Source organism: Microbispora sp. CA-102843 (genome assembly GCF_050936215.1).
Taxonomy (GTDB): domain Bacteria; phylum Actinomycetota; class Actinomycetes; order Streptosporangiales; family Streptosporangiaceae; genus Microbispora.
This window is the reverse complement of the sequence record NZ_JBNJNF010000001.1, coordinates 3,879,479-3,906,436: the sequence shown is the minus strand read 5'-3', so window position 1 is coordinate 3,906,436 and position 26,958 is coordinate 3,879,479. Positions and strand designations below refer to the sequence as shown.

General features: G+C 72.4%; 26 protein-coding genes. 14 read left to right on the top strand and 12 right to left on the bottom strand.

From position 1 onward, the window contains the following. Nucleotides 1-42: 42 nt before the first annotated feature. Complete coding sequence (locus ACQEVJ_RS18170) at nt 43-1,023, bottom strand: alpha/beta hydrolase (RefSeq protein WP_433102438.1); 981 nt, start codon at nt 1,021-1,023, stop codon at nt 43-45. Nucleotides 1,024-1,139: 116 nt separating this feature from the next. On the opposite strand from ACQEVJ_RS18170, the gene ACQEVJ_RS18165 reads away from it, so the two are divergent. After that, nucleotides 1,140-1,526 carry a hypothetical protein gene (locus ACQEVJ_RS18165; RefSeq protein WP_433102436.1) on the top strand — a complete coding sequence of 129 codons (387 nt, stop codon included), beginning with the start codon at nt 1,140-1,142 and terminating at the stop codon, nt 1,524-1,526. A gap of 70 nt (nt 1,527-1,596) precedes the next feature. On the opposite strand, the gene ACQEVJ_RS18160 is transcribed toward ACQEVJ_RS18165, so the two are convergent. Next, the gene (locus ACQEVJ_RS18160) at nt 1,597-1,725 is read right to left on the bottom strand and encodes a hypothetical protein (protein WP_433102434.1); all 129 of its coding nucleotides are present in this window, start codon (nt 1,723-1,725) and stop codon (nt 1,597-1,599) included. 99 nt (nt 1,726-1,824) lie between these two features. Between ACQEVJ_RS18160 and ACQEVJ_RS18155 the strand changes: the two genes are divergently transcribed. The 3 genes from ACQEVJ_RS18155 to ACQEVJ_RS18145 all read left to right on the top strand — a co-directional run bounded on the left by ACQEVJ_RS18155 (nt 1,825) and on the right by ACQEVJ_RS18145 (nt 3,935). Next, the gene (locus tag ACQEVJ_RS18155) at nt 1,825-2,334 is read left to right on the top strand and encodes an ABC-2 family transporter protein (protein ID WP_433102432.1); all 510 of its coding nucleotides are present in this window, start codon (nt 1,825-1,827) and stop codon (nt 2,332-2,334) included. Between the two features lie 81 nt (nt 2,335-2,415). Beyond that, the gene (locus ACQEVJ_RS18150) at nt 2,416-3,129 is read left to right on the top strand and encodes an ABC transporter permease (protein ID WP_433102431.1); all 714 of its coding nucleotides are present in this window, start codon (nt 2,416-2,418) and stop codon (nt 3,127-3,129) included. A gap of 2 nt (nt 3,130-3,131) precedes the next feature. Then, on the top strand, nt 3,132-3,935 hold the full coding sequence (locus tag ACQEVJ_RS18145; RefSeq protein WP_433102429.1) for an ABC transporter ATP-binding protein: 804 nt from the start codon (nt 3,132-3,134) through the stop codon (nt 3,933-3,935). On the opposite strand, the gene ACQEVJ_RS18140 is transcribed toward ACQEVJ_RS18145, so the two are convergent. The 4 genes from ACQEVJ_RS18140 to ACQEVJ_RS18125 all read right to left on the bottom strand — a co-directional run bounded on the left by ACQEVJ_RS18140 (nt 3,862) and on the right by ACQEVJ_RS18125 (nt 7,552). Next, a complete protein-coding gene (locus ACQEVJ_RS18140) occupies nt 3,862-4,335 on the bottom strand; it encodes a hypothetical protein (RefSeq protein ID WP_433102427.1) in 474 nt (157 codons plus the stop codon). The two genes, ACQEVJ_RS18145 and ACQEVJ_RS18140, sit on opposite strands and share 74 nt — an antisense overlap. A gap of 64 nt (nt 4,336-4,399) precedes the next feature. Then, nucleotides 4,400-5,386 carry an ABC transporter permease gene (locus ACQEVJ_RS18135; RefSeq protein WP_433102425.1) on the bottom strand — a complete coding sequence of 329 codons (987 nt, stop codon included), beginning with the start codon at nt 5,384-5,386 and terminating at the stop codon, nt 4,400-4,402. After that, nucleotides 5,373-6,437: an ATP-binding cassette domain-containing protein gene (locus ACQEVJ_RS18130; RefSeq protein WP_433102423.1), complete on the bottom strand. Its 1,065-nt coding sequence runs from the start codon at nt 6,435-6,437 to the stop codon at nt 5,373-5,375. The genes ACQEVJ_RS18135 and ACQEVJ_RS18130 overlap by 14 nt, the downstream gene beginning before the upstream one ends. Continuing rightward, the gene (locus ACQEVJ_RS18125; protein ID WP_433102421.1) at nt 6,434-7,552 is read right to left on the bottom strand and encodes a LolA family protein; all 1,119 of its coding nucleotides are present in this window, start codon (nt 7,550-7,552) and stop codon (nt 6,434-6,436) included. The genes ACQEVJ_RS18130 and ACQEVJ_RS18125 overlap by 4 nt, the downstream gene beginning before the upstream one ends. Nucleotides 7,553-7,726: 174 nt before the next feature. Here ACQEVJ_RS18125 and ACQEVJ_RS18120 point away from each other — a divergent pair, with 174 nt between their 5' ends. Genes ACQEVJ_RS18120 through ACQEVJ_RS18110 form a run of 3 tightly spaced genes read left to right on the top strand, consistent with a single transcriptional unit; the run spans nt 7,727 to nt 11,229 of the window. After that, the gene (locus ACQEVJ_RS18120) at nt 7,727-8,401 is read left to right on the top strand and encodes a response regulator transcription factor (protein ID WP_433102419.1); all 675 of its coding nucleotides are present in this window, start codon (nt 7,727-7,729) and stop codon (nt 8,399-8,401) included. Nucleotides 8,402-8,449: 48 nt separating this feature from the next. Next, nucleotides 8,450-9,802, top strand: coding sequence for a HAMP domain-containing sensor histidine kinase (locus ACQEVJ_RS18115; protein ID WP_433102416.1), 1,353 nt, complete (start codon nt 8,450-8,452; stop codon nt 9,800-9,802). 8 nt (nt 9,803-9,810) lie between these two features. After that, on the top strand, nt 9,811-11,229 hold the full coding sequence (locus ACQEVJ_RS18110; protein WP_433102414.1) for a pyridoxal phosphate-dependent decarboxylase family protein: 1,419 nt from the start codon (nt 9,811-9,813) through the stop codon (nt 11,227-11,229). A gap of 161 nt (nt 11,230-11,390) precedes the next feature. Here ACQEVJ_RS18110 and ACQEVJ_RS18105 read toward each other — a convergent pair whose 3' ends face one another. From ACQEVJ_RS18105 to ACQEVJ_RS18095, 3 genes are all read right to left on the bottom strand, one after another. Next, a complete protein-coding gene (locus tag ACQEVJ_RS18105; protein ID WP_433102412.1) occupies nt 11,391-12,584 on the bottom strand; it encodes a Cmx/CmrA family chloramphenicol efflux MFS transporter in 1,194 nt (397 codons plus the stop codon). 577 nt (nt 12,585-13,161) lie between these two features. Continuing rightward, a complete protein-coding gene (gene folP, locus ACQEVJ_RS18100; protein ID WP_433102410.1) occupies nt 13,162-14,037 on the bottom strand; it encodes a dihydropteroate synthase in 876 nt (291 codons plus the stop codon). Between the two features lie 86 nt (nt 14,038-14,123). Continuing rightward, the gene (locus ACQEVJ_RS18095; RefSeq protein ID WP_433102408.1) at nt 14,124-14,993 is read right to left on the bottom strand and encodes a LysR family transcriptional regulator; all 870 of its coding nucleotides are present in this window, start codon (nt 14,991-14,993) and stop codon (nt 14,124-14,126) included. Between the two features lie 1,234 nt (nt 14,994-16,227). On the opposite strand from ACQEVJ_RS18095, the gene ACQEVJ_RS18090 reads away from it, so the two are divergent. From ACQEVJ_RS18090 to ACQEVJ_RS18070, 5 genes are all read left to right on the top strand, one after another. Then, on the top strand, nt 16,228-17,295 hold the full coding sequence (locus ACQEVJ_RS18090) for a neutral zinc metallopeptidase (RefSeq protein WP_433102406.1): 1,068 nt from the start codon (nt 16,228-16,230) through the stop codon (nt 17,293-17,295). Between the two features lie 425 nt (nt 17,296-17,720). Next, nucleotides 17,721-19,163 (top strand): LCP family protein, encoded by a 1,443-nt coding sequence (locus tag ACQEVJ_RS18085; protein WP_433102404.1) that lies wholly within the window; start codon nt 17,721-17,723, stop codon nt 19,161-19,163. A 149-nt stretch (nt 19,164-19,312) separates the two neighbouring features. After that, nucleotides 19,313-20,674, top strand: coding sequence for a S8 family peptidase (locus ACQEVJ_RS18080; protein WP_433102402.1), 1,362 nt, complete (start codon nt 19,313-19,315; stop codon nt 20,672-20,674). Between the two features lie 169 nt (nt 20,675-20,843). Then, a complete protein-coding gene (locus ACQEVJ_RS18075; protein ID WP_433102400.1) occupies nt 20,844-21,095 on the top strand; it encodes a hypothetical protein in 252 nt (83 codons plus the stop codon). After that, a complete protein-coding gene (locus ACQEVJ_RS18070; RefSeq protein ID WP_433102398.1) occupies nt 21,092-21,658 on the top strand; it encodes an AAA family ATPase in 567 nt (188 codons plus the stop codon). The genes ACQEVJ_RS18075 and ACQEVJ_RS18070 overlap by 4 nt, the downstream gene beginning before the upstream one ends. Before the next feature lie 111 nt (nt 21,659-21,769). Here ACQEVJ_RS18070 and ACQEVJ_RS18065 read toward each other — a convergent pair whose 3' ends face one another. Then, nucleotides 21,770-22,363 (bottom strand): TetR/AcrR family transcriptional regulator, encoded by a 594-nt coding sequence (locus tag ACQEVJ_RS18065; protein ID WP_433102396.1) that lies wholly within the window; start codon nt 22,361-22,363, stop codon nt 21,770-21,772. Between ACQEVJ_RS18065 and ACQEVJ_RS18060 the strand changes: the two genes are divergently transcribed. Beyond that, complete coding sequence (locus ACQEVJ_RS18060; RefSeq protein ID WP_433102394.1) at nt 22,341-23,480, top strand: zinc-dependent alcohol dehydrogenase family protein; 1,140 nt, start codon at nt 22,341-22,343, stop codon at nt 23,478-23,480. The two genes, ACQEVJ_RS18065 and ACQEVJ_RS18060, sit on opposite strands and share 23 nt — an antisense overlap. Nucleotides 23,481-23,506: 26 nt before the next feature. On the opposite strand, the gene ACQEVJ_RS18055 is transcribed toward ACQEVJ_RS18060, so the two are convergent. Beyond that, complete coding sequence (locus tag ACQEVJ_RS18055; protein WP_433102392.1) at nt 23,507-24,103, bottom strand: HD domain-containing protein; 597 nt, start codon at nt 24,101-24,103, stop codon at nt 23,507-23,509. 53 nt (nt 24,104-24,156) lie between these two features. Then, nucleotides 24,157-24,921 carry an ion transporter gene (locus ACQEVJ_RS18050; protein WP_433102391.1) on the bottom strand — a complete coding sequence of 255 codons (765 nt, stop codon included), beginning with the start codon at nt 24,919-24,921 and terminating at the stop codon, nt 24,157-24,159. 190 nt (nt 24,922-25,111) lie between these two features. Here ACQEVJ_RS18050 and ACQEVJ_RS18045 point away from each other — a divergent pair, with 190 nt between their 5' ends. Continuing rightward, the gene (locus ACQEVJ_RS18045; RefSeq protein ID WP_433102389.1) at nt 25,112-26,953 is read left to right on the top strand and encodes a protein kinase domain-containing protein; all 1,842 of its coding nucleotides are present in this window, start codon (nt 25,112-25,114) and stop codon (nt 26,951-26,953) included. The last annotated feature ends 5 nt before the right edge of the window (nt 26,954-26,958 follow it).

Below are 26,958 nucleotides of genomic sequence, written 5' to 3'. Positions count from 1 at the left end.
CCCTCACCATAGCTGGCCCGGACATGTCCGGCGGGCAGCGGGTCAGGCGGCCTCGATGCCGGAGGTGGGGTGGTGGGCCTGGACGGCGTCGAGGAAGCGGGAGACGTGGTCGAAGAACAGGCGGCCTTCGGGGAGGACGTCGGCGAGGAGGGGGAAGATGTGCGGCATGCGGTTCCACTCCTCGTAGGTCACCTGCACGCCGTTCTCGCGGGCGCTGACGGCGACCCGGCGGGCCTCGTCGCGCAGGACCTCGGTGGAACCGGTGACGATCATCAGCGGGGGGATGCCGGTGTAGTCGCCGTACACGGGGGACACGAGGGGGTCGAAGCAGTCGAGGCCGTCGGTCCAGCGGCGGGCGAGCCAGTCGACGCGGCCGGCGGGGAGCATGGGGTCGGACCAGACGTTGGCGCGGCGGCGGCTGGAGCTGAGGTCGGCCCAGGGGGACAGGCAGATCCCGGCGGCGGGGAGCGGCATGCCCCGGTCGCGGAGGGCCAGCAGCGTGGCGAGGGTGAGATGGCCTCCCGCGGAGTCCCCGGCCAGCACGATGTCCTCGGCGGCGTACCCGAGGTCGAGCAGGCACTCGTACGCCTGGAGCGCGTCCGACAGCGACTCGGCGAGGGAGTGGACCGGCCCCTGGCGGTAGTCCAGGGAGAACACCGGGCGGCCGGTGACGGCCGACAGCCGCCAGGTGATCGGCCGGTGGGTGGCCGGGGAGCAGACGAAGTACGCCCCGCCGTGGAAGTAGAGCACCACCTTGTCCTCGTCCAGGGCGGTCCCGCCGTGCACCCATTCCCCCGTGCACGAGCCGAATCCGTCTGGAACGATGGACACGTGCTTGGGGAGGATGCCGGGGACCCGCTCACCGAGGCAGATGATGCGGCTGGCCACGGCCATCCCCGCGGTGTTGCGCACGAGGACGGTGGAGATCGGTTTCATGGTGCCCCGCAGGACCCCGTTGATCGCTGCGGCCTGCCAACTGACCGGATATTCCGGACGGATGTCTACATTCAGCTCATGCCCCATGCAAGCCTCCCAAAAGGGACATTCCCCATTAGGTCATCCGTTCTACCGGTAGGTATGTTTCACTCCCCTTACAGCGGTGTTACGAGAAGGTAACGGCCGCAGGACATGAGGCACCCATGAATGGATATTCGGGGGCTCCGCTGCCCCGGAAGCTCGGTGTCAAGCCCGGCCACCGCGTGTTGCTGGTAAACGCTCCGCAAAATCTGCCAATAGACGGCCACGAGGAGGACGACGGAAGTCCCGAGCCGTACGACGTGATCGTGATGTTCTGCCCCGACGAGGCCGCCCTGCGGGCCGGGTTCCCCCGGGCGCGCGAGCGCCTGGCGCGGGACGGCGGCCTGTGGCTGGGCTGGCCCAAGAAGTCGAGCGGCGTCGCCACCGACCTGTCCGGCGACATCGTCCGCGCCTTCGGGCTCGCCGAGGGCCTGGTGGACAACAAGGTCTGCGCCGTGGACGAGGTGTGGTCGGGGCTGCGCTTCGTCTACCGCCTCGCCGATCGGTGATCCTCGGCCACGGCGCCGCCATCTCCCTCTATCCGCGGCTGACCTGGTACGGCTTCCGCAGGCACGCGACCTACTGGGCCGCCGCGCTGGCCGGGGCGTTCACCAACACCGTCTTCGGGGTGCTCCGCGCGTACGTGCTGATCGCGCTGTGGCAGGCCCGCCCCGGCCTCGGCGGGTACGACGTGGCGGACGCGGTCACCTACACCTTCCTCACCCAGGCGTGCATCGGCCCGATGCAGTTGTTCGGCGTCGGCCTGGACCTGCCGCAGCGGATCCGCAGCGGATCCGCAGCGGAGACGTGGCGCTCGACCTGGTCCGTCCGGCGCCGCTGCAACTGTGGTGCCTGTCGGAGGACCTGGGCCGGGCGGCCTACCTCTTCCTGGCCCGCGGCCTCCCGCCCACCCTCCTGGGCGCGGCGCTGTTCGGCATCGTCGTCCCGCGCGCGCCGGCCGCTTTCCTGGCGAGCGTGGCCCTGGGGGTGGTCGTGAGCTTCGGCTGGCGCTACCTGGTCGCCCTGGCCACCTGCTGGGTGATGGACGACCGCGGGCTCGCGGTGTTCTCCCTCGTCGTCACCACGTTCTTCAGCGGGCTGATGCTGCCTCTGACGATCTTCCCCGGATGGTTCGGCTCGCTGGCCCGGGCGCTGCCGTGGTCGGCGATGGCGCAGGTGCCCGCCGACGTCTACCTCGGCACGGCCGATCCCGGCCGCGCCCTCGCCTTCCAGGCCGTGTGGGCCGCCGTCCTGCTGGCCCTGGGCGCGCTCATGACCGGCGCCGCCCGCCGAAAGGTCGTGATCCAGGGTGGTTGAGCGGCCGTGATCAGGACGTACGCGCTGCTCGCGTGAACATGGACGCGGGCGGCGGCCCAGTACCGGGTCTCGTTCGCGCTCATGACGGCGGGCGCGTTCGTGATCGGCGGCCTCGACATCGCCGTGATCTGGATCACCTTCGCCAACACCGACTCGCTGGCCGGCTTCGGCCTGACCGAGGTCATGTTCCTGTACGGCGCGTCGGAACTGGCCTTCGCGCTCGCCGACCTGCTGTTCGGCAACGTCGACCGGATCAGTCAGCAGATCAGGGCCGGGACGCTCGACGTGATGCTGATCCGGGCGGCCTCCCCCTGGGTGCAGATGGCGACCGACCGGTTCACGCCGCACCGGATCGGCCGCGCGGTCCAGGCCGGAACCGTGCTGGGCATCGGGCTGGCGCGGCTGGACGTTCCGCTCACCCGGGCCTGGATGGTGCCCGTCATGGTCGTCTCGGGCATCGTGATCTTCGCGGCGCTCTTCACGTTCGGCGGCGCGCTGCAGTTCCTGCTCACCGACGCCACCGAGGTGGCGAGCGCGTTCACCTACGGCGGGGCGATGCTCAGCCAGTACCCGCTGAGCGTCTACGACGTCCGCATCGTCCGGGGGCTGACCTTCGTGCTGCCGCTGGCGTTCGTCAACTGGCAGCCGGGCCTGTACGTGCTCGGCCGGCCCGACCCGCTCGGGCTGCCGTCCTGGACGGGCCTGCTGTCCCCTGCCGCCGCGCTCGCGCTTGCCGCCGTCGCCGCGCTCGCCTGGCGCACGGGAATCCGCCGCTACCGATCGACGGGGAGCTGACCATGATCCAGGCAGACGGGGTCGGCAGGACCTTCACGGTCCGCCGCCGGGTCGTGCACGCCGTACGGGACCTGTCCTTCCGCGTCGCGGCCGGGGAGTTCGTCGCCTGCCTCGGCCCGAACGGCGCGGGCAAGTCCACCACGATCAAGATGCTGACCGGGATCCTCACGCCCACGTCGGGCCGGATCAGGGTGGCCGGCCTCGATCCCTCCCGGCGCCGTACGGCTCTCGCCCGCAGGATCGGCGTCGTCTTCGGCCAGCGGACGACACTGTGGTGGGACCTGCCGCTCGGGGACAGCCTGAACCTGGTCCGACTCCTTTACAAAGTAGATCGGAAGGTGTTCCGCGAGCGGCTGGACGAGATGTGCGACCTGCTCGACCTGGGCGGCTTCCTCGGCACGCCGGTACGCCAGCTCAGCCTGGGCCAGCGGATGCGGGGCGACATCACCGCCGCCCTGCTGCACGACCCCGCCGTGCTGGTGCTGGACGAGCCGACGATCGGGCTCGACGTCGTCAGCAAGGCGGAGGTGCGCGACTTCCTGCGGCGGCTGAACGCCGAACGCGGGACGACGGTGCTGCTGACCACCCACGACCTGGGCGACGTGGAGCGACTGTGCCGCCGGGTGCTGCTGATCGACCACGGCCGGCTGGCCTTCGACGGCACGGTGGACGACCTGCGGGCGACCGCGCCGGGGCGCGCGTCGATCGAGGACGTCGTGGCCGACCTCTATCTCAGTAGCCGAAGGACTCCTCGTACTCCTCCTGCTCCTCGTCCTGCTCCGGACGCGCCCAGCGGGACGGCATGAGCACCGGGAGGAACAGCGCGACGCCGAGCAGGCCGTACACGCCGGTGGACAGGAGTGTGAGCATGCCCCGGCCGGCCTGCAGCAGCTCGGCCTGCACCGACGGCCCGGCGGGCACGAGGCTCGCGGCGCGCGACACGTCCAGGACGTAGACCACGGTCCAGGCCAGCAGCGCCATCGACGGGACGAACGTCGCCAGCGGGGACACCCGGCCGACCAACACCAGCCCGAGCAGCAGGCCCACGACGGCCATCACGCCCAGGGCGATCAGCATCCGCGTGTCCTTGGCCGGGTCGACGCTCTGTGCCGCTCCCCGGACCGCCTCCTGGGACGCCCATCCACCACCGAGGAGAAGAGCCGCCGCGACGACAACGCCCAGGAGCAGCCCGAAGAAGTGCCGCATGAACACCGCCTTGGGTGAGAGGTCCGCGGCAACACTAGCGACAAAGAACGGTAAAGGGCAGCACTTACGCCGTGATGTCCTTGCTCGTGAAGCGCGACCAGGCGACGGAGCCGAAAACCAGGACGTACGCGGCGAAGGCGAGCAGCCCCTGTCCCATCTGGTCGAACGCCATCGGCGCCCGCAACGCCCCGTCGAACGCGCCCCACCACGAGGTCAGCAGGAACGGCCGCACGGCCGCCACCTGCGGAATCGCGGACAGGACCTGGCTGACCACCACCAGCACGACGCTCGCGGCCACCGCCCCGATCGGCGCCTCGGTCAGGGTGGAGACCGCGAGCGCGACCGCGCCGAGCGCGGCCATCCCCGCGGTGGTGTACAGGACGACCACCCCGACGCGCAGCAGGGCGTCGGCCGCCGGGATCGTCGCGCCGGACAGCAGCGTCACCGGCCCGACGGGGAACAGCACCAGCCCGGCCGCCAGCGCCGACAGCGCCACCAGCGCGCACGCGGCGAGGCAGAAGACCACGACGTTGGCGTATTTGAGCGCGAGCAGCCTGGTCCGGCCGGCCGGGGCGACGAGCAGGTAGCGCAGCGTGCCCTGCGCCGCCTCGCCGGCGATCGCGTCGCCCGCCACGACCGCCACGGTCAGCGGCAGCACGATCGGCATCATGACGACGAACGCGGCGAAGGTCAGCATCAGGCCGTTGCCGGCGATCTGGCCGATGATCGAGCCGCCCGCGTCGCCGTCCGAAGCGATCCGCACCGCGACGCCGACCAGCACCGGCACGGCCGCGAGCACCCCGAGCATCGCGAGATTGCGCGGGCGGCGGAACGTCAGCCCGATCTCGGAGGCCAGCAGCCGCGTCAGGTGCCGCAGGTGGCTCGGCGCGGGCCCGGTGGCGTGGGCGGTGGCGTGGTCGGACGGCCGCTCCTCCTGCGGCGCGGTCCGCGCTTCCGCGTGCCGCGACGGCGGGACCTCCTCCCGCACCGGCGACCGGGCCTCCGACACCGCTGTCCCGTTCACCGCTGTCCCGTTCTCATGCACCGACATCGAACCCCTCCCCCGTCAGGCCGACGAAGACATCCTCAAGCGTGGGACGGACCACGCCGAACCCGCGCACGGCCACGCCCTCCCCGACGAGCAGCGCGCAGATCTCTTCCGGCGCCCGGGCGCCGACGACCGCCGTGACCTCGCCGTCCCCGGCGCGCACGTCGCCGAGCCCGGCCCGGGCCAGCACGGCGCCCGCCGCGCCGACGTCCGGCGTCTCCACCCGCAGTCGCGGCTCCTCGCCCGAGGCGCGCAGCGCGGCGATCGGGCCCTGGGCGACGAGCCTGCCGGTACGCATGACGCCCACGTGGGTGCACATCTGCTCGACCTCGGTCAGCAGGTGGGAGGAGACGAAGACGGTCGTGCCGTCCTCGGCGATCCTCCTGATCAGCGTGCGGACCTCCCGGGTGCCTTGCGGGTCGAGGCCGTTGGTCGGCTCGTCCAGCACGAGCAGCTCCCTCCGGACCAGCAGCGCGGCCGCGATGGCCAGGCGCTGGCGCATGCCGAGCGAGTAGGTGCGGTAGCGCTTGCCCGCCGCCGCCGTCAGCCCCACCCGCTCCAGCGCCGCGCCGATCCTGGCCCGCGCCGTACGCGCGTCGGCCGCCGGGTCGGCCGCGTCGAAGCGGCGCAGGTTGGCCTCGCCCGACAGGTACGGATAGAAGGCCGGCCCCTCGACCACCGCGCCGACGCGCGGCAGCGCCCGGGCCAGCCCGGCGGGCATGGACGTCCCGAGCAGCGACCACGTGCCGGAGGTCGGGGCGACCAGGCCGAGCAGCATGCGGATCGTCGTGGTCTTGCCCGAGCCGTTGGGGCCGAGGAAGCCGAAGACCGATCCGCGCGGCACGGCCAGGTCGACGCCGTCGACCGCCACCTGGCCGCCGCGGAAGCGCTTGGTGAGACCGGACGTGACGATGGCGTGCGCGCCCGCTCCCTCGGGGGAGGGCGGGGGCGCCCCGGTGTCTTCCCGTGGCGCCCCCGCGCGCGTGCCCACCGTCACCGCGTCCACCGCGTCCACCGCGACCCCCGCTCGTCCGCGGTGCGTGGGCTCGGTCATTCCTTGACACCCGCCACCCGGTAGAGGGCCTCCGGGGTCACGGCGCCGGCGAGCAGGCGGCCGTCGTCGGTGATGAGGATCGACACGACCTTCGTGCGCAGCAGCCGGCCGCTCCCCCACTCTCCGCTGACGGGGGTGGCCGACGACTTCACGCCGTCGAGCAGCGCGGCGAGGTCCATGCCGCCACGCCCCTTCCCGTCCTGCTGCTGGGCGGGGACGGCGGGCAGGGAGGTGACGAGCACGCTGTCCCAGCCGGAGCCGACGACGCGGCCCCGGTCGCGCGCCTCGGCGGCCGCCTCCGGCCGGTGGCGGGCCGGAGGCGCGGCCGTCCCCTGCTCGACCTTCGCGCCGGGCGGCGGCGTGAAGGAGAAGTTCTCCGGCGCGGGAGCGGTGAACGACAGCGACTCGAAGCCGACCTCGAAGGCCGGCTCGGCCGCCCCCTTCGCGTACACCTGGACGCGCAGCGGCATCAGCTTCTCGCCGTCGAGCGCCACCCGGACGTCCTTGATCAGCGAGTCGGCCGACTTGGGCGTCAGCACGATCTGGTAGGCCGCGCGGCCCGCGACCGTGACGTCGTCGCCGACGGTGATCGCGGTGTCGGTCCCGGCCGCCTGCAGCGCCTGCCGCGCGGCCTGGTCCGGGGTCGCGTACGGCGACGCGGATCCGGACGGCAGCGGGAAGGCGCCGTCCGGCCGGCCGCCGGAGGCCGCCGGGGCGGTGAGACGGGTCGCCTTGTTCGCGGCGCTGTCCCACAGCCACACCGTGCCGCCGTCGGCGACGACGTCGGTCTCGCTCATCTCCCCCGGCAGCATGAGGCGGAACCGGTCCTCCCCCGCGTACCAGATCTTCAGCTGGTGCGACCCTGACAGCAGCGACGCCGCCGTGGCCCCGGACGCTCCCGACGCCCCCGACAGGCCGGGCAGCGCGGGCAGGCCGAGCGACGCCGTCTCGACGATCGTGCCGGACATCTGCGGCACCCGGCCGCTCTGCCAGGTGCGCGCGACGTCGGCCAGCAGCTGCTCCGCCGTACGGTCCGGCAGGGACGGGTCGCTGCGCACCGCCGCGATCACCGGGCCGGTCCCCACGGCCGCCGCCACGACGGCCACCGCCGCCACCGGTACTCCCCACCTCACGGCGCGGGCTCTCTTCGCCATTTCACATCTCCCACTATGGGCGGAAACCTGACGACCCGAGACTGCCGGGACGTTCCTGTGCCGACGCTGAGACGGGCTGAGAGGGCTCTCAGGCTCGCCGCGCCCCGCACTCGGGAAAGGGTCCACACTGGGGCAATGCGGGTTCTGGTGGTGGAGGACGAGCGGCGGATGGCGGCGGCGCTGCGCCGCGGGCTGCAGGCGGAGGGCTTCGCCGTCGACCTGGCGCACGACGGGAACGAGGGCCTCCACCTGGCCCGCGTCGGCGACTACGACGTGGTCGTGCTCGACATCATGCTGCCCGGCATGTCCGGCTACAACGTGTGCAAGCAGTTGCGCGCGGAGGAGAACTGGGTGCCGATCCTCATGCTGTCGGCCAAGGACGGCGAGTACGACTTGGCCGACGGGCTCGACCTCGGCGCCGACGACTACCTCACCAAGCCGTTCTCGTACGTCGTGCTGGTGGCCCGGCTCCGGGCGCTGCTGCGCCGGGGCGGCGGCCGCAGGCCCGCCGTCCTGCGCGCGGGCGACCTGTCGCTCGACCCCGCGGCGCGGCTGGTCGCGCGGGGCGAGGCGCCGGTCGAGCTGACACCCAGGGAGTTCGCCCTGCTCGAATACCTGATGCGCCGTCCGGGCGAGGTGGTGTCGAAGCCGGAGATCCTGGAGCACGTGTGGGACACCTACGACACCGATCCGAACGTGGTCGAGGTGTACGTCGGGTATCTCCGCAGGAAGATCGACACGCCCTTCGGCCGCGCCGCCCTGCAGACCGTGCGCGGGGCCGGATACCGGCTCGCGAGCGACGGCGGCTGAGCGGTGTCCGCATCACCCGGGCCGAAATCACCCGCATCCGGTGTGGCCGTGCTCGCGCGCCCGGTGACGTGGTGGCGGCGGCAGAGCCTGCGGTTCCGGGTGACCGCCGCGGCGACGGCCGTGCTGGCGCTCGCCCTCGCCGTGTCGGCGTACGTGTTCGTCGCGGTGCTCGGCGAGGCGCTCGTCCGCAGCATCGACGACCAGGTCTACCAGCGGGGCCGTGAGATCGTCGCGCTGTCCGACGCGAACCGGCTGTCCGACCCCGTCGTCTCGGTGGACAACACGATCGTGCAGGTGCTCGACGGGGACGGGCGGATCGTCGACGCCACCCCGAACACCGACCGCCTGGTCCCCCTGCTGCCCGCGGGGGCGCGGGAGGCCGCCGTGCGCACCGGCGCGCCCCGCTTCCTGGACGGCCGGCCCTACGCGCTGCCGGGGCCGCTGCGGGTGCGAGCGCTCAGCGCGGACGACGGCGTGACGGTGATCGTGGCGCGGTCGTTCGCCGAGGTGGAGAGCAGCCTGGCGACCACCGGGCACGTGCTGGTCGCCGGCATGCCGCTCCTGCTCGCGCTGCTGGCGGCGGTCTCGTGGCTGGTCGTCGGGCGCACGCTGCGGCCGATCGCGCTGCTGCGGCGGGGCGCGGCCGAGGTGGGCGCCACGGCGCGGTCGCGGCGGCTGCCGGTGCCCGAGGCGCGCGACGAGGTCCACGCGCTCGCCACGACCCTCAACGACATGCTCGGGCGACTGGAGGAGGCCGACGCGCGCCAGCGGGCGCTCGTCTCCGACGCGGCGCACGAGTTGCGCAGCCCGCTCGCGAGCATCCGGCTCCAGCTGGAGGTCGCGCTCAGCCACCCGGAGGGGCAGGACTGGAAGGAGACGGCCGAAGGGGTGCTCGAGGACACCCTCCGGCTGTCCCGCCTCGCCGAGGACCTGCTCGCGCTCGCCCGGCTCGACGAGGGCCGCCTGGGCCGGCGGGAGCCGGTCGACCTGGCCGAGATGGCCCGCCGTACGGCCGAGCGGTACGGCCTCGGCCTCGACCTCGCGCCCGGCGCGTCTCCCGTCGTGCTGGGCGACACGCTGGACCTGCGGCGGGTGCTCGCCAACCTGGTCGACAACGCCCTGCGGCACGCGGCGTCGGCGGTCCGGATCGGCGTACGCGCCGAGGGGGCGGCCGCGGAGCTCACCGTCACCGACGACGGGCCGGGCATCCCGCCCGAGGACCGGGAGCGGGTCTTCGACCGGTTCACCCGCCTCGACGACGCGCGCAGCCGCGACGACGGCGGAGCGGGTCTCGGTCTCGCGATCGTGCGCACCACGGTCGAGGCCCATGGCGGTACGGTCCACCTGGAGGACGCCTCCCCCGGACTGCGTGCCGTCGTCCGGCTCCCCCTTGCACGTTGAGGAGTTTCATGCTTCCCGAGTACGGCAGGCCCGTCACCGAACTGCTCGCCGAGCTGACCGCCCTGAAGGAGGCCGACCTGCCGGTGCGCGGCGGCAAGGTGACGGCCTACGTGTACGACACCGGCCTGCCGGAGGTGCACGAGGCCGCGCACCGGGCGTACGCCGAGATGCTCGAAGTCAACATGCTCGACCCGACGGCCTTCCCCAGCATGGTCGCGCTGGAGCGGCAGGTGGTCGGGGCGGTCGCCGAACTGCTCGGACGGCCCGGCGCGCCGGGCATCTTCACCAGCGGCGGCACCGAGTCGATCATGCTGGCGGTGAAGGCCGCCCGCGACGCCCGTCCCGGCGCCACCCGGGTCGTGCTGCCGGTCACCGCGCACCCGGCGTTCCACAAGGCCGCGCACTACCTCGGCATGGAGATCGTGCCGGTCCCGGTCGACCCGGTCACCTATCGGGCCTCTGTCCCGGCGTTCGAGGCCGCTGTGGACGAGGGGACGGCGCTGGCGGTGGTCTCGGCGCCGTCCTACCCGCAGGGCGTCGTCGACCCGGTCGAGGAGGTCGCCGCGCTCGCCGCCGCACGCGGCGTGCCCTGCCACGTGGACGCCTGCGTCGGCGGATGGCTGCTGCCGTGGCTGCGCGAGGCGGGCGCGGCGATCCCGCCCTTCGACCTGGGCGTGCCCGGCGTCACCTCGATCTCGTGCGACCTGCACAAGTTCGGGTACGCGCCGAAGGGGGCCTCGGTGCTGCTGTTCCGCGACGCGGAGCTGCGCCGCCGGGCCTACTTCGCCTCGGCCGCCTGGCCCGGCTACACGATCATCAACGCGACCGTGCAGAGCTCGCGGTCGGCCGGGCCGCTCGGCGGCGCCTGGGCCACCCTGCAGGCTCTCGGCCGGGAGGGCTACCTGGAGCTCGGCCGCAGGACGCTGGAGGCGACCCGGCGGCTGGCGGAGGGCGTGGGGAAGATCCCCGGGCTGCGGGTGCTCGGGGAGCCGGAGGCCGCGCTGGTCGCCATCGCCGGATCTGACGACGTGGACGTCTTCGTGCTCGCCGACGAGGCGCGCCGGCTCGGCTGGTTCCTCCAGCCGCAGCTGTCGTACGCCGGGATCCCGGCCAACATCCACGTCACGGTCACCGGTGTGACGCTGGCGGGGGTGGACGCGATGCTGGAGGTGATCGCGGAGGCGACCGCGGCCGCCAGGCGGCGGGGGCGCGCCGAGGTTCCCGACGGCCTGCCCGAGCTCATCGCGTCCCTCGACCTCGACGCGCTGGACGACGCCACGTTCGCCGAGCTCGCCGCGTCGGTCGGGATCGACCTCACCGCGTCGGGACAGCCCGGAATGGCGGTCGTGAACGCCGTGCTCGACGCGCTGCCCGCCGCGACCCGCGAGGCGATCCTCGTCCGCTTCCTGTCGGTCCTGTACTCCTGACGCGGGCGTCTGCCTTCCCGATCTTCACCTGCCCGGCGGGCACCCGCCCGCCGGGCGTCGTCTCGCAGGTATCGCCGTGCACCACAACAGCTTCCGGCGCCGGGCGCGCCGTACATCGCCGCCGCCTGTCGCGGCGCACGGTCCGCTCTACCGGCGGGCTCTCACAGGGCGGCGCTGTCATCCGGCGACGACGTCCTCGCGCCGGTCCTCCTGGCCCTTTGCGCCGCCAAGGACGGCCCCGCAACGGCGAACGCCAGCGCCACCAGCAGCGCGCTGACCCACAGCGGAGATCGATAGCCCAGCCCCGCGCCGATGGCGGCCCCACCCAGCAGGGGCCCGGCGGTCGCGCCCACATTGAAGGCGGCGGTCGCGAACGAGCCGCCCAGGGACGGCGCGTCGGCCGCCGCGTAGAGCGCCCGCGTGATCAGCGTGGAGCCGACGGCGAAGGACAGCGTGCCCTGCACGAAGACGAGCACGAACACCGCCGCCGCGTCGCCCGCGGCCGCGCCGAACACGATCCAGCCGGCCAGCAGGGCGAGACCGCCGGGCACCAGCAGCCACATCGGCCGCCTGTCCGCCATCCGGCCGCCGATCGACACCCCGGCGAACGACCCCAGGCCGAAGATCGCCAGCAGCACCGGCACCCACTGCCGGCCGTACCCGCCGACATCGGTGACCACCGGAGCCAGGTAGGTGAAGGCACAGAAAGTGGCGCCGTTCACCAGCGCGCCCAGCAGCAGGGTCACGAGCAGCCTGGGCCGGCGCAGCGCCCGCAGCTCCCGCCGCGCGTCGGGCACGGCCGCGTCCGGTGGCGTGGCCGGAACGGAGCGCGCGACCGCGACGACGGCAGGCACAGAGACGACCGCCACCGCCCAGAACGCCGAGCGCCAGCCCCACACCTGGCCGAGCACGGCACCGGCCGGCACCCCGGCGACGCACGCGAGCGTGATCCCGCCGAGCAGCACGGAGGCGGCCCGGCCCTTGGCGCCGGGCCCGGCCATGGCGGTCGCCGTCGCGAGACCCACGGCCAGGAATCCGGCGTTGGCCAGCGCTCCGGCGACGCGGGCGGTCAGCAGGAGGCCGAAGCCGGTGGTGACCGCGCCGGCCACGTGCGCGATCATGAAGACGGTCAGGAAGACCAGCAGCGCCCGCCGTCTGGGCCACCGCAGGCTGAGGACGGCCGTCAGCGGCGCGCCCACGATCATCCCGACGGCGAAGGCCGACGTCAGCGCCCCGGCGGCCGGGACGGACACCTGCAGGTCACGGGCGATGTCGGGCACCAGGCCCGACAGCATGAACTCGGACGTCCCCTGGGCGAAGACCGCCAGTCCGAGCATGTAGATGGCGATTGGCATGACAACTCCACACCGCGTCGTAAGAGGTCGCGAAGGGTCGCGAAAGGTCGATGGGGACGCGGCGAGCCACGGAGGACCACAGCCGGACGACGAGGGGAGCGTCCAGCCGGGCACACGGGATCACCGCGCGACAGAACCCGGGGTCCGGCGACGGGAGCAGGCCGCGACGACGGCGACCATGCGCGGAGCCCGGGAGAAACGGCCCGTACGACGGTGATTCGGTGACAGGCACAGCGCAGCGGCGCTGCAACGGGCGCGACGGCGACCCCGCGACAACACAGCGCCGCGAACACAGCGCCGCGAACACAGCGCGGCGACGCCCGCGGCACGTCAGTGGGACAGCGCAGCGCGACAAGCCGGCGACTGCGGCTCAGCGCGGCAGGTCAGCCGTGCGACGAATCAGCCACCGAATGACCGGTGGCTAGCGTCTCGACGCCTCGGGGCTCGACATGGCCGCCACGTTAGTCACGGCGCAGGCGCCCTGTCCACCGCTTTGATCACGGTCTGCCTGGCGTCCCTGGGGAAAGGCCGAGGCGTCTCCGGGCCGTAGCAGGACTGTAGCGAGGTCCTGTCGGGACTACGCGCCGCCGAGGTGGGCGACGACTGCGAGAGCCGTACGGGCGCTCGCCGCGTCGTGGACGCGGAACACCCGGGCGCCCTGCAACGCCGACACCGCGAGCGTGGCCAGCGTGCCTGCGTGGCGCTCCTCCACGGGCAGGCCGCCCAGCGTCTCCCCGACGAAGTCCTTGTTGGAGACGGCCACCAGCACCGGCCACCCGGTGGCGGTCAGCTCGCCGAGGCGCCTGCTGACCTCCAGCGAGTGCCACGTGTTCTTGCCGAAGTCGTGCGCCGGGTCGATCAGGATCGCGTCGCGGCGGACGCCTGCGGCGACGGCGCGCTCCGCGAGGTCCGTCGTGTACGCGACCACGTCGGCCACCACGTCGGCGTACGCGATGCGGTGCGGGCGGGTGCGCGGCTCCACCCTTCCGGCGTGCGCGCACACCAGGCCGATGCCGTACGCCGCGGCGACCTCGGCGAGCTTGGGGTCCACGCCGCCCCAGGTGTCGTTGAGCAGGTCGGCCCCGGCCTCGGCGACGACCTCGGCGACCTCCGACCGCCAGGTGTCGACGCTGATGATCACGTCGGGGTGCCGGTCGCGCACCGCGGCGACGACCTCCGCCACGCGGCGTATCTCCTCGGCCGGATCGACATCCGTGCCGGGACCGGCCTTCACGCCGCCGATGTCCACGATGTCCGCCCCCTCCTCGATGAGGCGGGAGGCGGCGTCGACCGCGGCGGAGAAGGCGTAGGTCGATCCCCTGTCGTAGAAGGAGTCGGGGGTCCGGTTGACCACGGCCATGACCGCGAAGTCGCCGGGACCGAAGGCACGGCCGCGCAGGCGCAGGACGGCCGGCCGACCGGGCGCCTCGGCGGGCATCGGCGTAGTGGACATCGCCGCCAGCGTACTAGGTGGGCGCCGTCCTATCGCGTGCCCGCCGGAAGCAGGATCGTGGAACGGTCCAAACACAGGGCATTCGGTCACGCCGCGGAGCCGCCCTCGGCCAGGGCCACGAAGTCCTGCGCCATCGCGGGCAGCCGCCGCCGGGCGTGCACGACCGCGATGATCTTCCGAAGCGAGGGATCGAGCGAGCGGACCACCAGACCGGCCCTGGCCGCCTGCTCGGCCATGCCCCGATACCACAGCAGCGAGGCCCGGCCCTCCCGTACGGTCCGCAGCCAGCCCCGGCGCTCGTCGGACTCGACGGCCGGAATCGGGCGGATGCCGTACGTGGCGAAGATCTGGTCGAACTCCCTGCGGCGAGGGCTGCCTGGAGCGGGCAGCACCAGTCGCATGCGGTCGAGCCGGGCCACGGGGAGGGGGTCGGGCAGGTCGAGGCCGGGCGGGGAGATCAGCACGATCTCCTGGCGTTCGAGCGGGTGGCTCACCAGGTCGGTGGGCACCGGGAGGTCGGTCAGCCCGAGATCGGCACGCTGCTCGCGGACCGCGCTCACCACCCCCTCTCGGCCCTCGCACCGCACGATGTGCACCCGGATCCCCGGATGCTCCGCGGCGTAGGCGGGCAGCAGGCGCCCGGCGAGACCGGGCTCCAGGCTCGGAGTGGACGCGATCCGCAGTTCGGCGCCGGAGGAGTTGCCCTGCGTCGCGAGGGCCTCGATCTCGGCCACCGCGTCGAGGGCCTCGCGGGCGAGCTTCACGACCCGGCGTCCCTGGGCCGTCACAACGACCCCGCGCCCCGAGCGCGCGAAAAGCGTCATTCCGAGTTCACGTTCCAGGTCGCGTATCGCGCGGGACAGAGCGGGCTGCGCGATATAGAGCGATCTGGCGGCATCGGTCATGGTGCGGTGCTCCGCAGTGGCGACCACGTAACGGAGCTGCTGCAGATTCATGCGAAAAACGCTAGGGCAGACGAGCCCGGCGATTCCGGAACATCGCAGAGATCACGCCGCTCGATTACACATCGTGCCCGACATCTGCTACATCCGTGATGGATGAGAAAACAGTATTCTTTTGCCCTAAATCCACAAAGGGGGCAATGTCGTGGCGCAGCAGTACCCTCCCCAGGAGCCACCCGGGGAGAGTTCTCCCTATTCAGGCCCGCCGTATTCGCCGCAACCGGAGGCTGTGCCCGGCTCGCCGGACGGACCGCGCTCCCCCGGCGCGGCGCCGGGGCCGTACGGTCCGCCGGGGTGGGGCGGCCAGGACGGTGGCGCGTGGCAGCCGGGGCCCGGTGCCGCGCCTTACCCACCGCCGGCACAGCCGCAGAACGGCTCCCAGGCGCCGGGAGGTCAGCCTTACGGCAGCCCTTATCCGCCCGGGGCGCATCCCCAGGGCCCGGCCGCCTACCCCGCGAACGCCTCGCCACAGGGCAGCCCCTACGGCGCACCTCCCGGCCCAGCCGCGTACCCCGCGAACGCCTCGCCGCAGGGCGGCCTCCCTCCTTACGGCGCGCCGCCTCACGGCGCCGTCTCCGGCATGCCGCAGGGCGGCGCCCCCTACCCGCCGAGCGGGCCGCCGCAGGGCGGCGGGGCGTACCCCGGATCTCAGCCGCAGGGCGGGGTCCCGCACCCCGGGTCGCAGGGAGGTGCCCACTATCCGCAGGCCGCGCCGCCCTATAGCCCGGGCACGTACCCGGGGGCCGAGGCGCAGGGCGGTGGCGCCTATGCGCCGAACGGCCCATACCCGGGCGCGGCGCCCTACCAGCCGGAGGCGCAGTTCCAGGGCGGCGCTCAGCCCTATCCGCAGGCCCCCGCGTGGCCGGACCCGGCGGGCGCCGGACCGCACGCGCAGCCCCCCGCACAGTCTCGAGCGGAGCCCTACGCGCAGTCCTACGCACCACCGCCGTCCCCCGCCGCCCCGGCGGGCACGCCACCGGGCGCTCCGTACGCCCCGCCGAACGGAACGGCGGGCTACCCGGGAGGCCCGGCGTACACGCCGGGCGGGCTCGCGTATCCGCAGGATTTCCCGGCATCGGGAGGGAACACGGCGGCCCCCGCCCCATCGCAGGGCATGTCGTTCCAAGCGGCACCACCACAGACACCACCGCAGCAAGTAGCACCACAGGCGGCGCCACCTCAGGGAACGCCGTTCCAGGTGCCTCCGCCGCAGGGAACACCGTTCCAGGTGCCGCCGCAGGCAGCGCCGCCGCAGGGACCGGGGTGGGCGCCGCAGCCTCCACCTCCCCCGCGCGGGCCCGCCGCCCCCTATCCGCCGCCCGCCTGGCGGCCGCCCCGCCGCAAGTCCGGCGCGGGGGCGGTCGTCGGCGCGCTCATGGGCGTGCTGGCGGTGGTCTTCGTGCTCGTCGTGATCGTGAGCGCGCTGGCCGGCCTGTCGCACCACGACGAACCGGTCTCGCCTGTCGCGATCCCGACCTTCACCTTCTCCCCGTTCCCCTCCGACGATGCCACCGCGGGACCGACCCGGAAGCCCACCTCGAAGCCGACGTCGCAGCCCACGACGCGGCCGACTCCGGTGCTGAACCGCACGACGAAGAACAACAGCGTCTATCGGGCCGGGTCGCTGGCGAAGACGAACTGCCAGGCCGGGAACGCCAGCATCTACAACCACGCCCAGTTCAAAGCGCTGATCCTCAAGACCGGCGCCTGCATGGGCAAGGCGTGGGCGCCGGCGCTGGAGAAGGTCGGGATCCAGTGGAGCCCGCCCAAGTACATGATCGCGTCCCGCAAGGGCAGGGGCGCGTGCGGAGACTATCCCTCCCCCGGCAGCAACGTGCCGTACTACTGCCCGAGCAACAGCACGATCTACGCCTCCACCTCGGCCATGGCGAGGGAGTACGGCCCGCTCGGATCGTGGAACGGGATCATCATCAGCATGATGGCCCACGAGTACGGCCACCACATCCAGAGCCTGTCGGGCATCTCCGACTCCTGGTGGCGGCAGACGCTCGACTCCAGCTCGAGCAGCGGCAGGATGTCCCTGAGCCGCCGTCACGAACTGCAGGCGACGTGTTTCGGCGGCATGTTCATGCGCGCGGTCGCCGCCTCCTATCCGATCGACACCACCCGGCGCAACACGCTCCTGTGGGCGTACGGCCACCTGGGCGACCAGCCGGGAGGGCCGCGCGACCACGGGAACACACGCAGCAACGCCGCGTGGTTCCGCCAGGGATACACCCGCCCGCTGGCCTACCAGTGCAACACCTGGGTCGTCGGCTCCGCGTCCGTGTCGTGATCATCGGTCCTCGGGTTTACGTCTACCTTGTCCGGATATGGGGGTTAGAATCCCTAGCCACAGCTTCGGAGAGAGAGCGGTGAACCATGCGAGGCGGGGGTCCCGCTGACGACGCCGGGGGTCCCCGGGAAGGTCAGCCGCCAGGTCAGCGCAGTGGAGACCCAGGTCAGCCCAGCGGAGACCCAGGTCCGCGCATTGGAAACCCAGGTCAGCCCAGCGGAAGCGCAGGTCAGCGTGGTGGCGACCCAGGTCAGCGCAGCGGAAACCCAGGTCAGCCCAGTGGAAACGCAGGTCGGCGTGGTGGGAGTGGGAACGACAAGGAACCCGCGGACCCGCCACCCCCGCCGCCCGCGGCGGCCGCGCGCGGCGGGGGGCCGCGTTTCGGCCCTCCGCTGACCACCGCCTCCCTGATCGGCTGGACGGCGTTGTCGGCCGTCCTGCCCGGAGCGGCCCACCTGCGGGCGGGCAACCGCCGCACCGGGATCGCGCTGCTGGCGACGTTCGGCGTCGTGCTGGTCGCCCTGGTGGTCCTGGTCCTGCGCCTCAAGGACAACGCGGGGATCGCGCTGCGCGGCAGCACGATGACGGCCATCATGGCCGGCGCCGCCGTGTGCGCGCTCGCCTGGTTCACGCTCGTGCTCCTGTCGTTCGTCGCCCTGCGCCCGCAGCGCCTGCCGCAGATCGGGCAGGTGGTGTCCGGCATCGTCGCGGGCGTGCTGTGCGTGGCCGTGATGGCCCCGTTCGCCTTCACCGCGAACACGATCAGGACGGCCAGCCAGTTACTCGACGACGTCACGGCTCCGGTGGTGGGCTCGACCCCCGTCCCCGTACGCGCCGAGGACCCGTGGAACGGCCGCACTCGGGTGAACTTCCTGCTGGTCGGCGGCGACGCGGCGGGCAACCGGGTCGGGGTGCGCACCGACTCGATGACCGTGGCCAGCGTGAACATCGCCACCGGCAACACCGTCCTGTTCAGCCTGCCGCGCAACCTCCAGTACGTCCGCTTCCCCACGACCAGTCCCCTGCACAAGGTGTTCCCCAACGGCTTCAACGACGAGGGGCAGGGCCTGCTCAACTCCGTCTGGTACTACGCCGACAACAACCCGCAGGTCATGGGTGGCAAGAACAAGGGCGCGGATGCGCTGAAGGACGCCATCGGCTACACCCTGGGCCTGCACATCGACTACTACGCGATGGTCGACATGTACGGCTTCGCGGCCCTGATCGACGCGGTCGGCGGGCTCAAGATCCGGGTCGAGCAGGACATCAGGTGGGGCGGCAAGTTCGGCACCGCCGGGACCATCAAGGCCGGTTACCGGACGCTCAACGGCGAGGAGGTGCTCTGGTACGGCCGCTCGCGGGTGGACAGCGACGACTTCTCCCGCATGGCCCGCCAGCGCTGCGTCATCGGCGCGCTCGCCCAGCAGGTCACCCCGGCCACGGTGCTCGCGAACTTCACCAAGATCGCCACGGCGGCCCGGCACATGTTCCGCACCGACATTCCTCGCGACCTGCTGGAGCACCTCGTCCCGCTCGGCATGAAGGTGCGCAGCGCCAAGATCACCAGCCTCCAGTTCGTGCCGCCGCTCATCTACACCGGCAACCCGGACTGGGCCAAGATCAGGCAGCTGACCAAGGACGCGATCCGCGAGTCGATGTCCGACCGAGGCGCCATCGCGGCCACCGCCTCGCCGATGACGTCCGCCGGATCGGCAACGTCCGCCACCCCCTCCGGCTCGCCCTCCCCGTCCGCGTCGCCGAGTCCGTCCCCCTCCCGTACCCCGGTCCTCGCGGGGGCGAGCCCCCAGAAGACGCCCACGACGAACGACAAGGCGGCCAAGAGCCTCTCGGAGCTGTGCGGCTTCTGAGCTGTGCGGCCTCTGAGCGGGGGTTTCTGACCGGGCGACACCGGAGCGTTTTTCCGCGAAGGCGTGGACGCCGCCCTGCGGATGCAGCAAGGTTGTCACGTAACGTATCCACCCAGTCACAATCCGCCTAGTAACGGAGTGGACTCGTCGTGCGCGTACTCATCCAGTTGCGTCCGTCCCCCGACCTGGTCGCCGCCGTCGCCGACCCGTCGGTCCCGTCGATGGCGTCGGACGTGGCCGACGCCCTGCCCGGGGTCGTCATCGACCACTCGTACGCCCCCGTGGCCGTGCCCCGCCCGATGCCCGCGTCCCCCGGCGGGGACCCGCTGTCGCTCAACCAGCCGCTGGTCTTCTCCATGGCGCCGCAGGACGCCTCGGTCGTGGTCCGCGGGGAGATCGCCGACGACGAGGTCACCAGCAGGGTCGCCCTCCTGCCCGCGGCCCGCCGCGACGTGGTCGCGGTGTACGCCGACCCGGCGATCGAGACCACGCTCACCTGCGGAGGCGACCCCGCCGTCGGCGACTGGCACGACGTCGAACGGCTGCTGCGCGTGCCCGACCTGACGGCCGAGGGGCTGGACGGCTCCGGCGTCCCCCTCGCGGTCATCGACACCGGCATCAACGCGGCGTTCGTCAAGGCCGCCCGCGGCCACGACGTGACAGTGGATCACGAGCGGAGCTGGAGCCCCCAGGGCGTCTCCGGAACCCCGGGGGACTTCCCGGTCGACCACGGCACGATGTGCGCCTTCGACGCGCTCATCGCCGCGCCCAAGGCGTCGCTCGTGGACGTGCCCGTGCTGCTGTCGCGGCGACAGGGCGGCTCGACGCTCGACGGCCTGCTGTCCGACGCGATCGCGGCGTACGCCCACCTGCGCGAGGTCCTCGACGCCCAGCCCGCCGAGTCGCGGGCGCTCGTGGTGACCAACAGCTGGGGGTCGTTCTCCCCGCGCTGGGACTTCCCGCCCGGCCACCCCGGCAACTACTCCGACAACCCGGCCCATCCGTTCAACCTGATCGTCGGCAGCCTCGCCGAGGCGGGTGCGGACATCCTGTTCGCCGCGGGCAACTGCGGGACGCAGTGCCGCGACAGCAGGTGCGCCTACCCCGACCGGCCCATCGTCGGGGCCAACTCCCATCCCCGCGCGCTGTCGATCGGCGGGATCGACACGACGGGGACGCGGGTGGGCTACTCCTCCCAGGGCCCCGGGCGGCTGGCCGCGCGCAAGCCGGACGTCTGCGCCTACACGCACTTCGCCGGCTCGGGTGCGCTCGGCGACGACGAGCCCGACTCGGGCACCTCGGCGGCCTGCCCCGTCGCGGCCGGGCTGGTCGCCGCCGTCCGCTCTCAATGGCCCTCCACGGTGCTGCCGCCCGCCCAGCTCCGGACCCTGCTCCGCCGGACGGCCGATGATCGCAGTGCCGTAGGGTATGACCACGATTACGGGTACGGCGTGGTGGACGCCGCCGGCATCATCGCCGCGCTGCGCCGCCGGGCCGCGAAGGCGGCCTGAAAGCACAGCGCCGCGAAGGCGGCCTGAAAGCACAGCGCCGCGAAGGCGGCCTGAAAACCGCAGCGCCGCGAAAGCGGCCTGAAAGCACAGCGCCACGAAAGCGGCCTGACCCCGTCAGGCCCGCGACACGTCTGGCAGCGCCAGCCGAACGACAGGGGAGGCGGGGCCGGTGGCCGAGGTGCTCATCACCGTGCGGCTCGCCGCGCCCGCGACGCTGGAGGCCGCCATGCGGCGGCTCGGCCTCACCGAGGACGAGGTCGACACCGCCTACGGCCTGGTGCCGGTCGATCCCGGCAGGAACCTGTACGTCCTGCGGGTGACGGAGGACGCCGGACGGCGCGTCGGCGACTCGGGCGCCGGGACGGCGGAGGGCGGGCCGTACTCCGATCCGCCCATCGAGCCCTACGGCCCGCCGCGATGACCGCTCCCGTCTGGGTGGTGTCCGGTCCGCCGGGCGCGGGCAAGTCGACCGTCTGCGACCTGCTGCTGGCCCGCCTCGACCCCGTGCCCGCGCTGCTCGACAAGGACACGATGTACGGCGGGTTCGTCGAGGCCACGCTCGCCGCGTACGGCAGGCCGCCGGGCGAGCGTGAGGGACCGTGGTACGACGAGCACGTCAAGCGGCACGAGTACAGCGGCATGACGGCGACGGCCAGGGAGATCCGCTCCCACGGCTGCCCGGTGATGCTCGGCGGGCCCTTCACCTCCCAGGTGCACGACGCGGCGCTCTGGCACGCGTGGGTGGAGGCGCTGGGCGGGCCCGAGGTGCGCCTGATCTGGATCCGCTCCGACGGTCCGACGCTGCGTGAGCGGCTGATCCGCCGGGGCCTCGCCAGAGACGGACAGAAGCTGGAGAGGTTCGCCGAATACCTGCGCGCCATCCGCGTCGACGAGCCGCCCGCCGTGCCGTACGACGAGATCGACAACCGCCTCGGCGCGCCCCCGCTGCAGGCCCAGATCGACCGGCTGCCGGCGAGGACCTAGCGCCATGTCCACCAGCCTTGCCTGGATCGGCCACTGCGCCGGAAGGAACCTCCGGTCCTCGCGAAGCCCGCTCCGCTCCCTCGATCCCGGTGAACGTTTGCGGACAGCGCACTACGCGGTCTCTCCAGAAGTTCTTGAGGCTTGGAACGCCCGGATCGCGAGCGCGGCGAAGCGCCGGGAAGCCGTGACCCGGGCGGCCATCGATGTGGCGTGGATCCCCCTGTTGGCCATGAGCATGAGGATCAGGTCGTCCAGGGCGACGTCAGTGCGTAGGTGGCCCGTCTTCTTGGCGCGGTGAACGAGTTCGGCGATCGCGTTCAGCGTGTGTTCACGGCCTGCCGCGAGATCTACCGCTTCGGGGAAGGCCGACATGAAGGCTTCCGTGAAGCCTCGGTTGCGTGCGTGCAGTTCACAGATCTTCTCGATCACCCGACAGAAGCCGCGCCACGGATCCGGATCGGCACGCCCCTCGTCGACGATGGCGTGGCACGCGCGCATCTCGTCCGTGAAGGCTTCGGTGATCAGCGTCTGCTTGGTCGGGAAACGGCGATACAGGGTGGCGGGGCCGACTCCAGCGCGCCGGGCGATCTCCCGCATCGGGACGTCCAGACCTTCGGCGGCGAACAGCGCGCGGGCCGCGTCGAGGATGCGCTCACGGTTGTCCTGGGCGTCGGAACGCAGGATGCGAGGCAAACGGTCGGTCACCGCTCTCACTTTAGCTAAACGGACGGTGGCGTCCGTTACGGTCCGAAGGCGTGGAAGCTGCGCGCTTCTCAGCGTGCACCCTCACCAGCCTCCGACGCGCCCGGCGGGGGCGCCCGGACCAGTCCCGATCGATCCCCAGAACATGGAGACGACATTGAAGGCAGTCGCGATCCAGGCATTCGGAAGTCCCGAAGGTTTGGCGGTCATCGACCTCCCCGCCCCGGCTCCCGCCGCCGGACAGGTGCTGATCGCCACTGAGGCGATCGGCGTCGGCGGCGTCGATGCCGTGATCCGAAGCGGTGCTCTGGCTGCCTACGGCTTCAAGGAAGGCCATATCCCCGGCGGCGAGGTAGTCGGCACCGTGATCGCCGTGGGCGACGACGTCGGCACGTCATGGATCGGTCAGCGGGTGTGGGCGTTCACCGGTGTGGGCGGCGGTTACGTCGAAGAGGCGATCGCTCCGGTCGAGGAGATCCTTCCCCTCCCCGCGAACCTGTCCGCGGTCGACGCGGTGACGCTCGGCAGCTCCGGAGTGGTGGCCCACTTCGGCCTTTCCCATGCCCACTTCGCTCCTGGCGAGTCGGTGCTGGTGCGCGGCGCGGCCGGCAGCATCGGGATCATGACGGTCCAGCTCGCGGCGCATGGTGGTGCCGGCGTCGTGGCGGTCACGACGTCGTCGGCCGAGCGCGGCGAGCGCCTACGCAAACTCGGCGCGACCCACGTGCTGGACCGCTCAGGCGAGGGAGGCGAGGACGCTCCCCAGGGCTACGACGTCGTCATCGACATCGTCGCCGGCGCGGACATGCCTTCTTTCTTCGACAAGCTCAACCCGAACGGCCGCATGGTGGTCGTCGGCGCGGTCGGAGGCCAGCCGCCGGCGGACTTCGGTACGAAGATGATGGCGGCGTTCCGGAAGTCGATGTCGTTCGCCACCTTCAGCGCCGACACGGTCGCCGGACCCGCTCGGCGTGCCGTGAGGATCGAGCAGTTCGCCGCCGCGAGTCGCGGCGAGCTGCACACGGTGGTGCACGAGGTGCTGCCGTTGGAGCAAGCCGTGTCGGCGCACCGGAAGATGGACGCCGGCGAGGTGTTCGGCAGAATCGTGCTGACGCCGTAGCCCTCGCGGCTCACGCCGGTCGCCGGTCACACGATCTCGTGGCCGTACGCCGCGGCGAGTGGCCGCACGTCGGGGACGCCGAAGGCCGCGCACATCGACGCGAACACCTCGGCCTTGTCGTCGCCGTACCGGCGGACGTGGGCCGCGTAGGCGTCGGCGGTGACGAATCTCGGCGGGTCGGTCTTGCTGTGGAACTTGTCCGCGAACATCACGAGCTCTTCCTCGGCCGACTCCGCGAGATAGTCGCAGGGAGGCAGCGGCAGGCCCTGCCGCTGCACGTCCTCCCGGCTGATCCCCACACCCGTGTGATGGGAGCAGAACCGGCACAGGATCTCGGGTAAGCCCTCCCCGCGGAGCAGTTCATGGCCGAGGATCCCGTGGCGCACGTAACCGGCGTGGTCGAGCCGTCCGTCCTCGTCGTACAGCAGGTAGACCCCGATGTCGTGCAGGAGGCTTCCGGCCCGCACCAACTCGGCGTCGACGTCGAGTCCGGCGCGGTCGGCCAGTCGCAGGGCGATGGCGCAGACGATCTCGCAGTGGGTGTGCACGAGGTCGAACGCTTCCTCCGTGGGCGCGTGTCTCGCGTGCAGTGCGCGGATCTCAGCGTCCGTCGGAAGCCGCATGCGCGGAGTCTAGCAAGCGACGATCATGGGCCACGAGACCCCCGCCTCGGACGTCAGGAGGGCACCCGTTCGCCCAGGCTCTCGCGCAGGCCCCTGATCTCCTCGCGCAGAGCCGACAGCTCGGCGAGCGTCGAGCGTTCCTCCCTGGCCTCCTCCTCCATCGCGCTCACCACGACCGCGATGAAGAGGTTCAGCACGACGAAGGTGCAGATCAGCACGAACACGACGAAGTAGATCCACGACGAGGGATGGCTCTCCATCAACTCGCGGTTGATGTCCGACCAGCCGTCGCCCGTCATGACCTGGAACAGCGTGTACAGCGACGTGGGCAGGTCGCCGAAATACTCGGGCGCGGCGACGCCGTAGAGCTTGGTGCCCATGACGCCGGCGACGTACAGGACGAGGCCGAGCAGGACGACGATCGAGGTCATTCCGGGGATGGCGGTGAGCAGCGCGGAGACCACCCGCCGCAGCGACGGCACCACCGAGATCAGCCGCAGCGCCCGCAGGACGCGCAGAGCCCGCAGCACCGAGAGGCCGCCGGCCGTGGGCAGGAACGAGAAGCCGATGATCAGCAGGTCGAAGACGTTCCAGGCGTCGCGGAGGAACCGCCACCGGTAGACGTAGATCTTGGCCAGAATCTCCGCCACGAAGACGTACAGGGCGACGTGGTCGGCGACGTGCAGTTCCGTGCCGAACCGGGCGACCGCCTCGGGGGAGGTCTCGACGCCCAGCGTGGCCGCGTTGAAGAGGATCACCACGGTGATCGCCTGCTGGAACCGCCGCGACTCGATCAGGCGGCGGACACGTTCACGCACGAAGGACTCCTGGGGGGCCATGGAAGATCGGCAAGAGCCTAGTGCCACCACCCGACAATTCCGCTCCGGTCGGCCGGATCCACCGGCCGTAGTCGACCCGATCTTGAGCGTCCGGCGCGACACCTGGACGGGGCAGGTGCTTTCGCTACGCTGGCCCTCAGAGCCGTGATCGCGATGGATGAGGGGCTACATGGCCGAAGGTCCGTTACGTGCCGGAGACCCCGAACGGCTGGGTGACTACCGCCTCGTGGGCCGCCTGGGGGAAGGCGGCCAGGGCGTCGTGTATCTCGGCGAGACCCCGGCCGGGGAGAAGGTGGCGGTCAAGGTCGTACGGACGCGGCCGTCCATCGGCGTTCCCGCGGCCTTCGCCAGGGAACTGGCCGCGGCACGCCAGGTGGCCGAGTTCTGCACGGTGCGCATCCTCGACGCCAGGCTGGACGCCGACCCGCCCTACATCGTGAGCGAGTTCGTCGACGGCCCGTCGCTCCAGCAGGTGATCGAGAGCGGCGGGCCACTCAGGGGCGCGGTGCTGCACCGGCTGGCCATCGGCACCATCACCGCCTTGGCGGCCGTCCATGGAGCAGGGGTGGTGCACCGCGACTTCAAGCCGAGCAACGTGCTGGCCGGCCCCGACGGGCCACGCGTCATCGACTTCGGCATCGCCCGGCTGGTCGACGCCTCGACCACCACCGGCGCCACCGCCGGTACGCCGCCGTACATGGCGCCCGAGCACTTCCACGGCGACCGGATCGGGCCCCCGGCGGACGTGTTCGCCTGGGGCTCCACCATCACGTACGCGGCCACAGGGGCGCCGCCGTTCGGCCGGGACACGCCCGCGGCCATCGCCTACCGCATCCTGCAGGGCGAACCCGTCCTCGGTGACCTGGCGGGCGGGCTGCGCGACCTGGTGGCACGCTGTCTGGACAAAGACCCGGCGCGACGGCCGACCGCCCGCGAGGTCCTCCTGAGCCTCCTGGACGACGTGCCGTCCTCCGGCGGGGACGTCGCGGCGCTCCGGATGGGCCGGCAGGCGGCGCTCGGGCAGATCGCGCCGGAGACGACGGGCGGCGGGGAGCACCGGCTTCCCCGCCGGGCTCTGCTGGCCGGCACGGGAGCGGTGGTCGCGGCCCTCGCGGGGACCTGGATCGCGGTCTCCCGCCTGTCCGCCGGGACCGGCGGAGCCACGTCGGTGGCGTCGGGGCCTGGGGCATCGCCGGCGCCGACGGCCGCGTCCGGCTCCTCCTCCCTCGCCGCGGCCTCGGGCGGGCCCGCCGCGAGCGTCCCCGCCTCGCCGGACTCCACGGCCGGAGAGACCGCTTCGCCGTCGGCGAGCCCGGCCCGCGCGGCCGTGCCGTCCCCGGTCGCGGCTCCCGGGACTCCGGCGGAGCTGGGCGCGGCGATCGACGCCGCCGTCACGGCCACTCCCTCCGCGAGGTTCGCCTGCGAGGGTGCGTTCACCCAGAGCGACACCTTCCTGCTGGCCGACGGCCGATTCGCCCATGATCCCGGAGGCCAGTACGACGACGACTCCTACGACATGCGCGTCACCTATTCCGAGAGCGAGCGGAAACGCGTCGTCGTCATCGCTCGCGACGTCCACCTTCCGAATGGTCAGAAGCTGCCGCTGGATCTCGACCCGCAGGGGCAGGCCGCCCATGAGCGCGACGGCGCGGCGGCGGGCGCCGCGCTCTTCATCCTCGTCGGCTCGATCCCCACGATCCTGACCCTTGTCGGCGCCACCCCGAGGGTCTACCGCTCCGGGAAGGACGGCAGGACGTACTCGGGCGGTGTCCAGGTCGCGGACGCCGGTTACGTGTTGCGTGATTTCCTCGCAAGCTGGCTGCCCGCGGCGCGGGGTCTGGACAGGTCCCGCATCTCGTACACGGTGACGCTCAACCAGGAGGACCTGCCGGTCAAGTTCGTGTTCAGCTGGAAGGCGTCCGCGCCGCAGCGGGGACTGCTCTCGTCGTCCTTCACGACGACCTACCGTGAGTGGGGCCCGGCCCGGCCGATCGCCGCCCCGGCTTCCTGAGCTCG

Coding starts and splice junctions, on each gene's coding strand:
- ACQEVJ_RS18120 (WP_433102419.1), top strand. CDS start 7,727: ATGCGGGTTCTGGTGGTGGAGGACGAGCGGCGGATGGCGGCGGCGCTG.
- ACQEVJ_RS18105 (WP_433102412.1), bottom strand. CDS start 12,584: ATGCCAATCGCCATCTACATGCTCGGACTGGCGGTCTTCGCCCAGGGG.
- ACQEVJ_RS18145 (WP_433102429.1), top strand. CDS start 3,132: ATGATCCAGGCAGACGGGGTCGGCAGGACCTTCACGGTCCGCCGCCGG.
- ACQEVJ_RS18140 (WP_433102427.1), bottom strand. CDS start 4,335: ATGCGGCACTTCTTCGGGCTGCTCCTGGGCGTTGTCGTCGCGGCGGCT.
- ACQEVJ_RS18055 (WP_433102392.1), bottom strand. CDS start 24,103: ATGCGGCTTCCGACGGACGCTGAGATCCGCGCACTGCACGCGAGACAC.
- ACQEVJ_RS18045 (WP_433102389.1), top strand. CDS start 25,112: ATGGCCGAAGGTCCGTTACGTGCCGGAGACCCCGAACGGCTGGGTGAC.
- ACQEVJ_RS18130 (WP_433102423.1), bottom strand. CDS start 6,437: ATGACCGAGCCCACGCACCGCGGACGAGCGGGGGTCGCGGTGGACGCG.
- folP (WP_433102410.1), bottom strand. CDS start 14,037: ATGTCCACTACGCCGATGCCCGCCGAGGCGCCCGGTCGGCCGGCCGTC.
- ACQEVJ_RS18110 (WP_433102414.1), top strand. CDS start 9,811: ATGCTTCCCGAGTACGGCAGGCCCGTCACCGAACTGCTCGCCGAGCTG.
- ACQEVJ_RS18060 (WP_433102394.1), top strand. CDS start 22,341: ATGCGAGGCAAACGGTCGGTCACCGCTCTCACTTTAGCTAAACGGACG.
- ACQEVJ_RS18135 (WP_433102425.1), bottom strand. CDS start 5,386: ATGTCGGTGCATGAGAACGGGACAGCGGTGAACGGGACAGCGGTGTCG.
- ACQEVJ_RS18150 (WP_433102431.1), top strand. CDS start 2,416: ATGACGGCGGGCGCGTTCGTGATCGGCGGCCTCGACATCGCCGTGATC.
- ACQEVJ_RS18170 (WP_433102438.1), bottom strand. CDS start 1,023: ATGGGGCATGAGCTGAATGTAGACATCCGTCCGGAATATCCGGTCAGT.
- ACQEVJ_RS18165 (WP_433102436.1), top strand. CDS start 1,140: ATGAATGGATATTCGGGGGCTCCGCTGCCCCGGAAGCTCGGTGTCAAG.
- ACQEVJ_RS18095 (WP_433102408.1), bottom strand. CDS start 14,993: ATGAATCTGCAGCAGCTCCGTTACGTGGTCGCCACTGCGGAGCACCGC.
- ACQEVJ_RS18070 (WP_433102398.1), top strand. CDS start 21,092: ATGACCGCTCCCGTCTGGGTGGTGTCCGGTCCGCCGGGCGCGGGCAAG.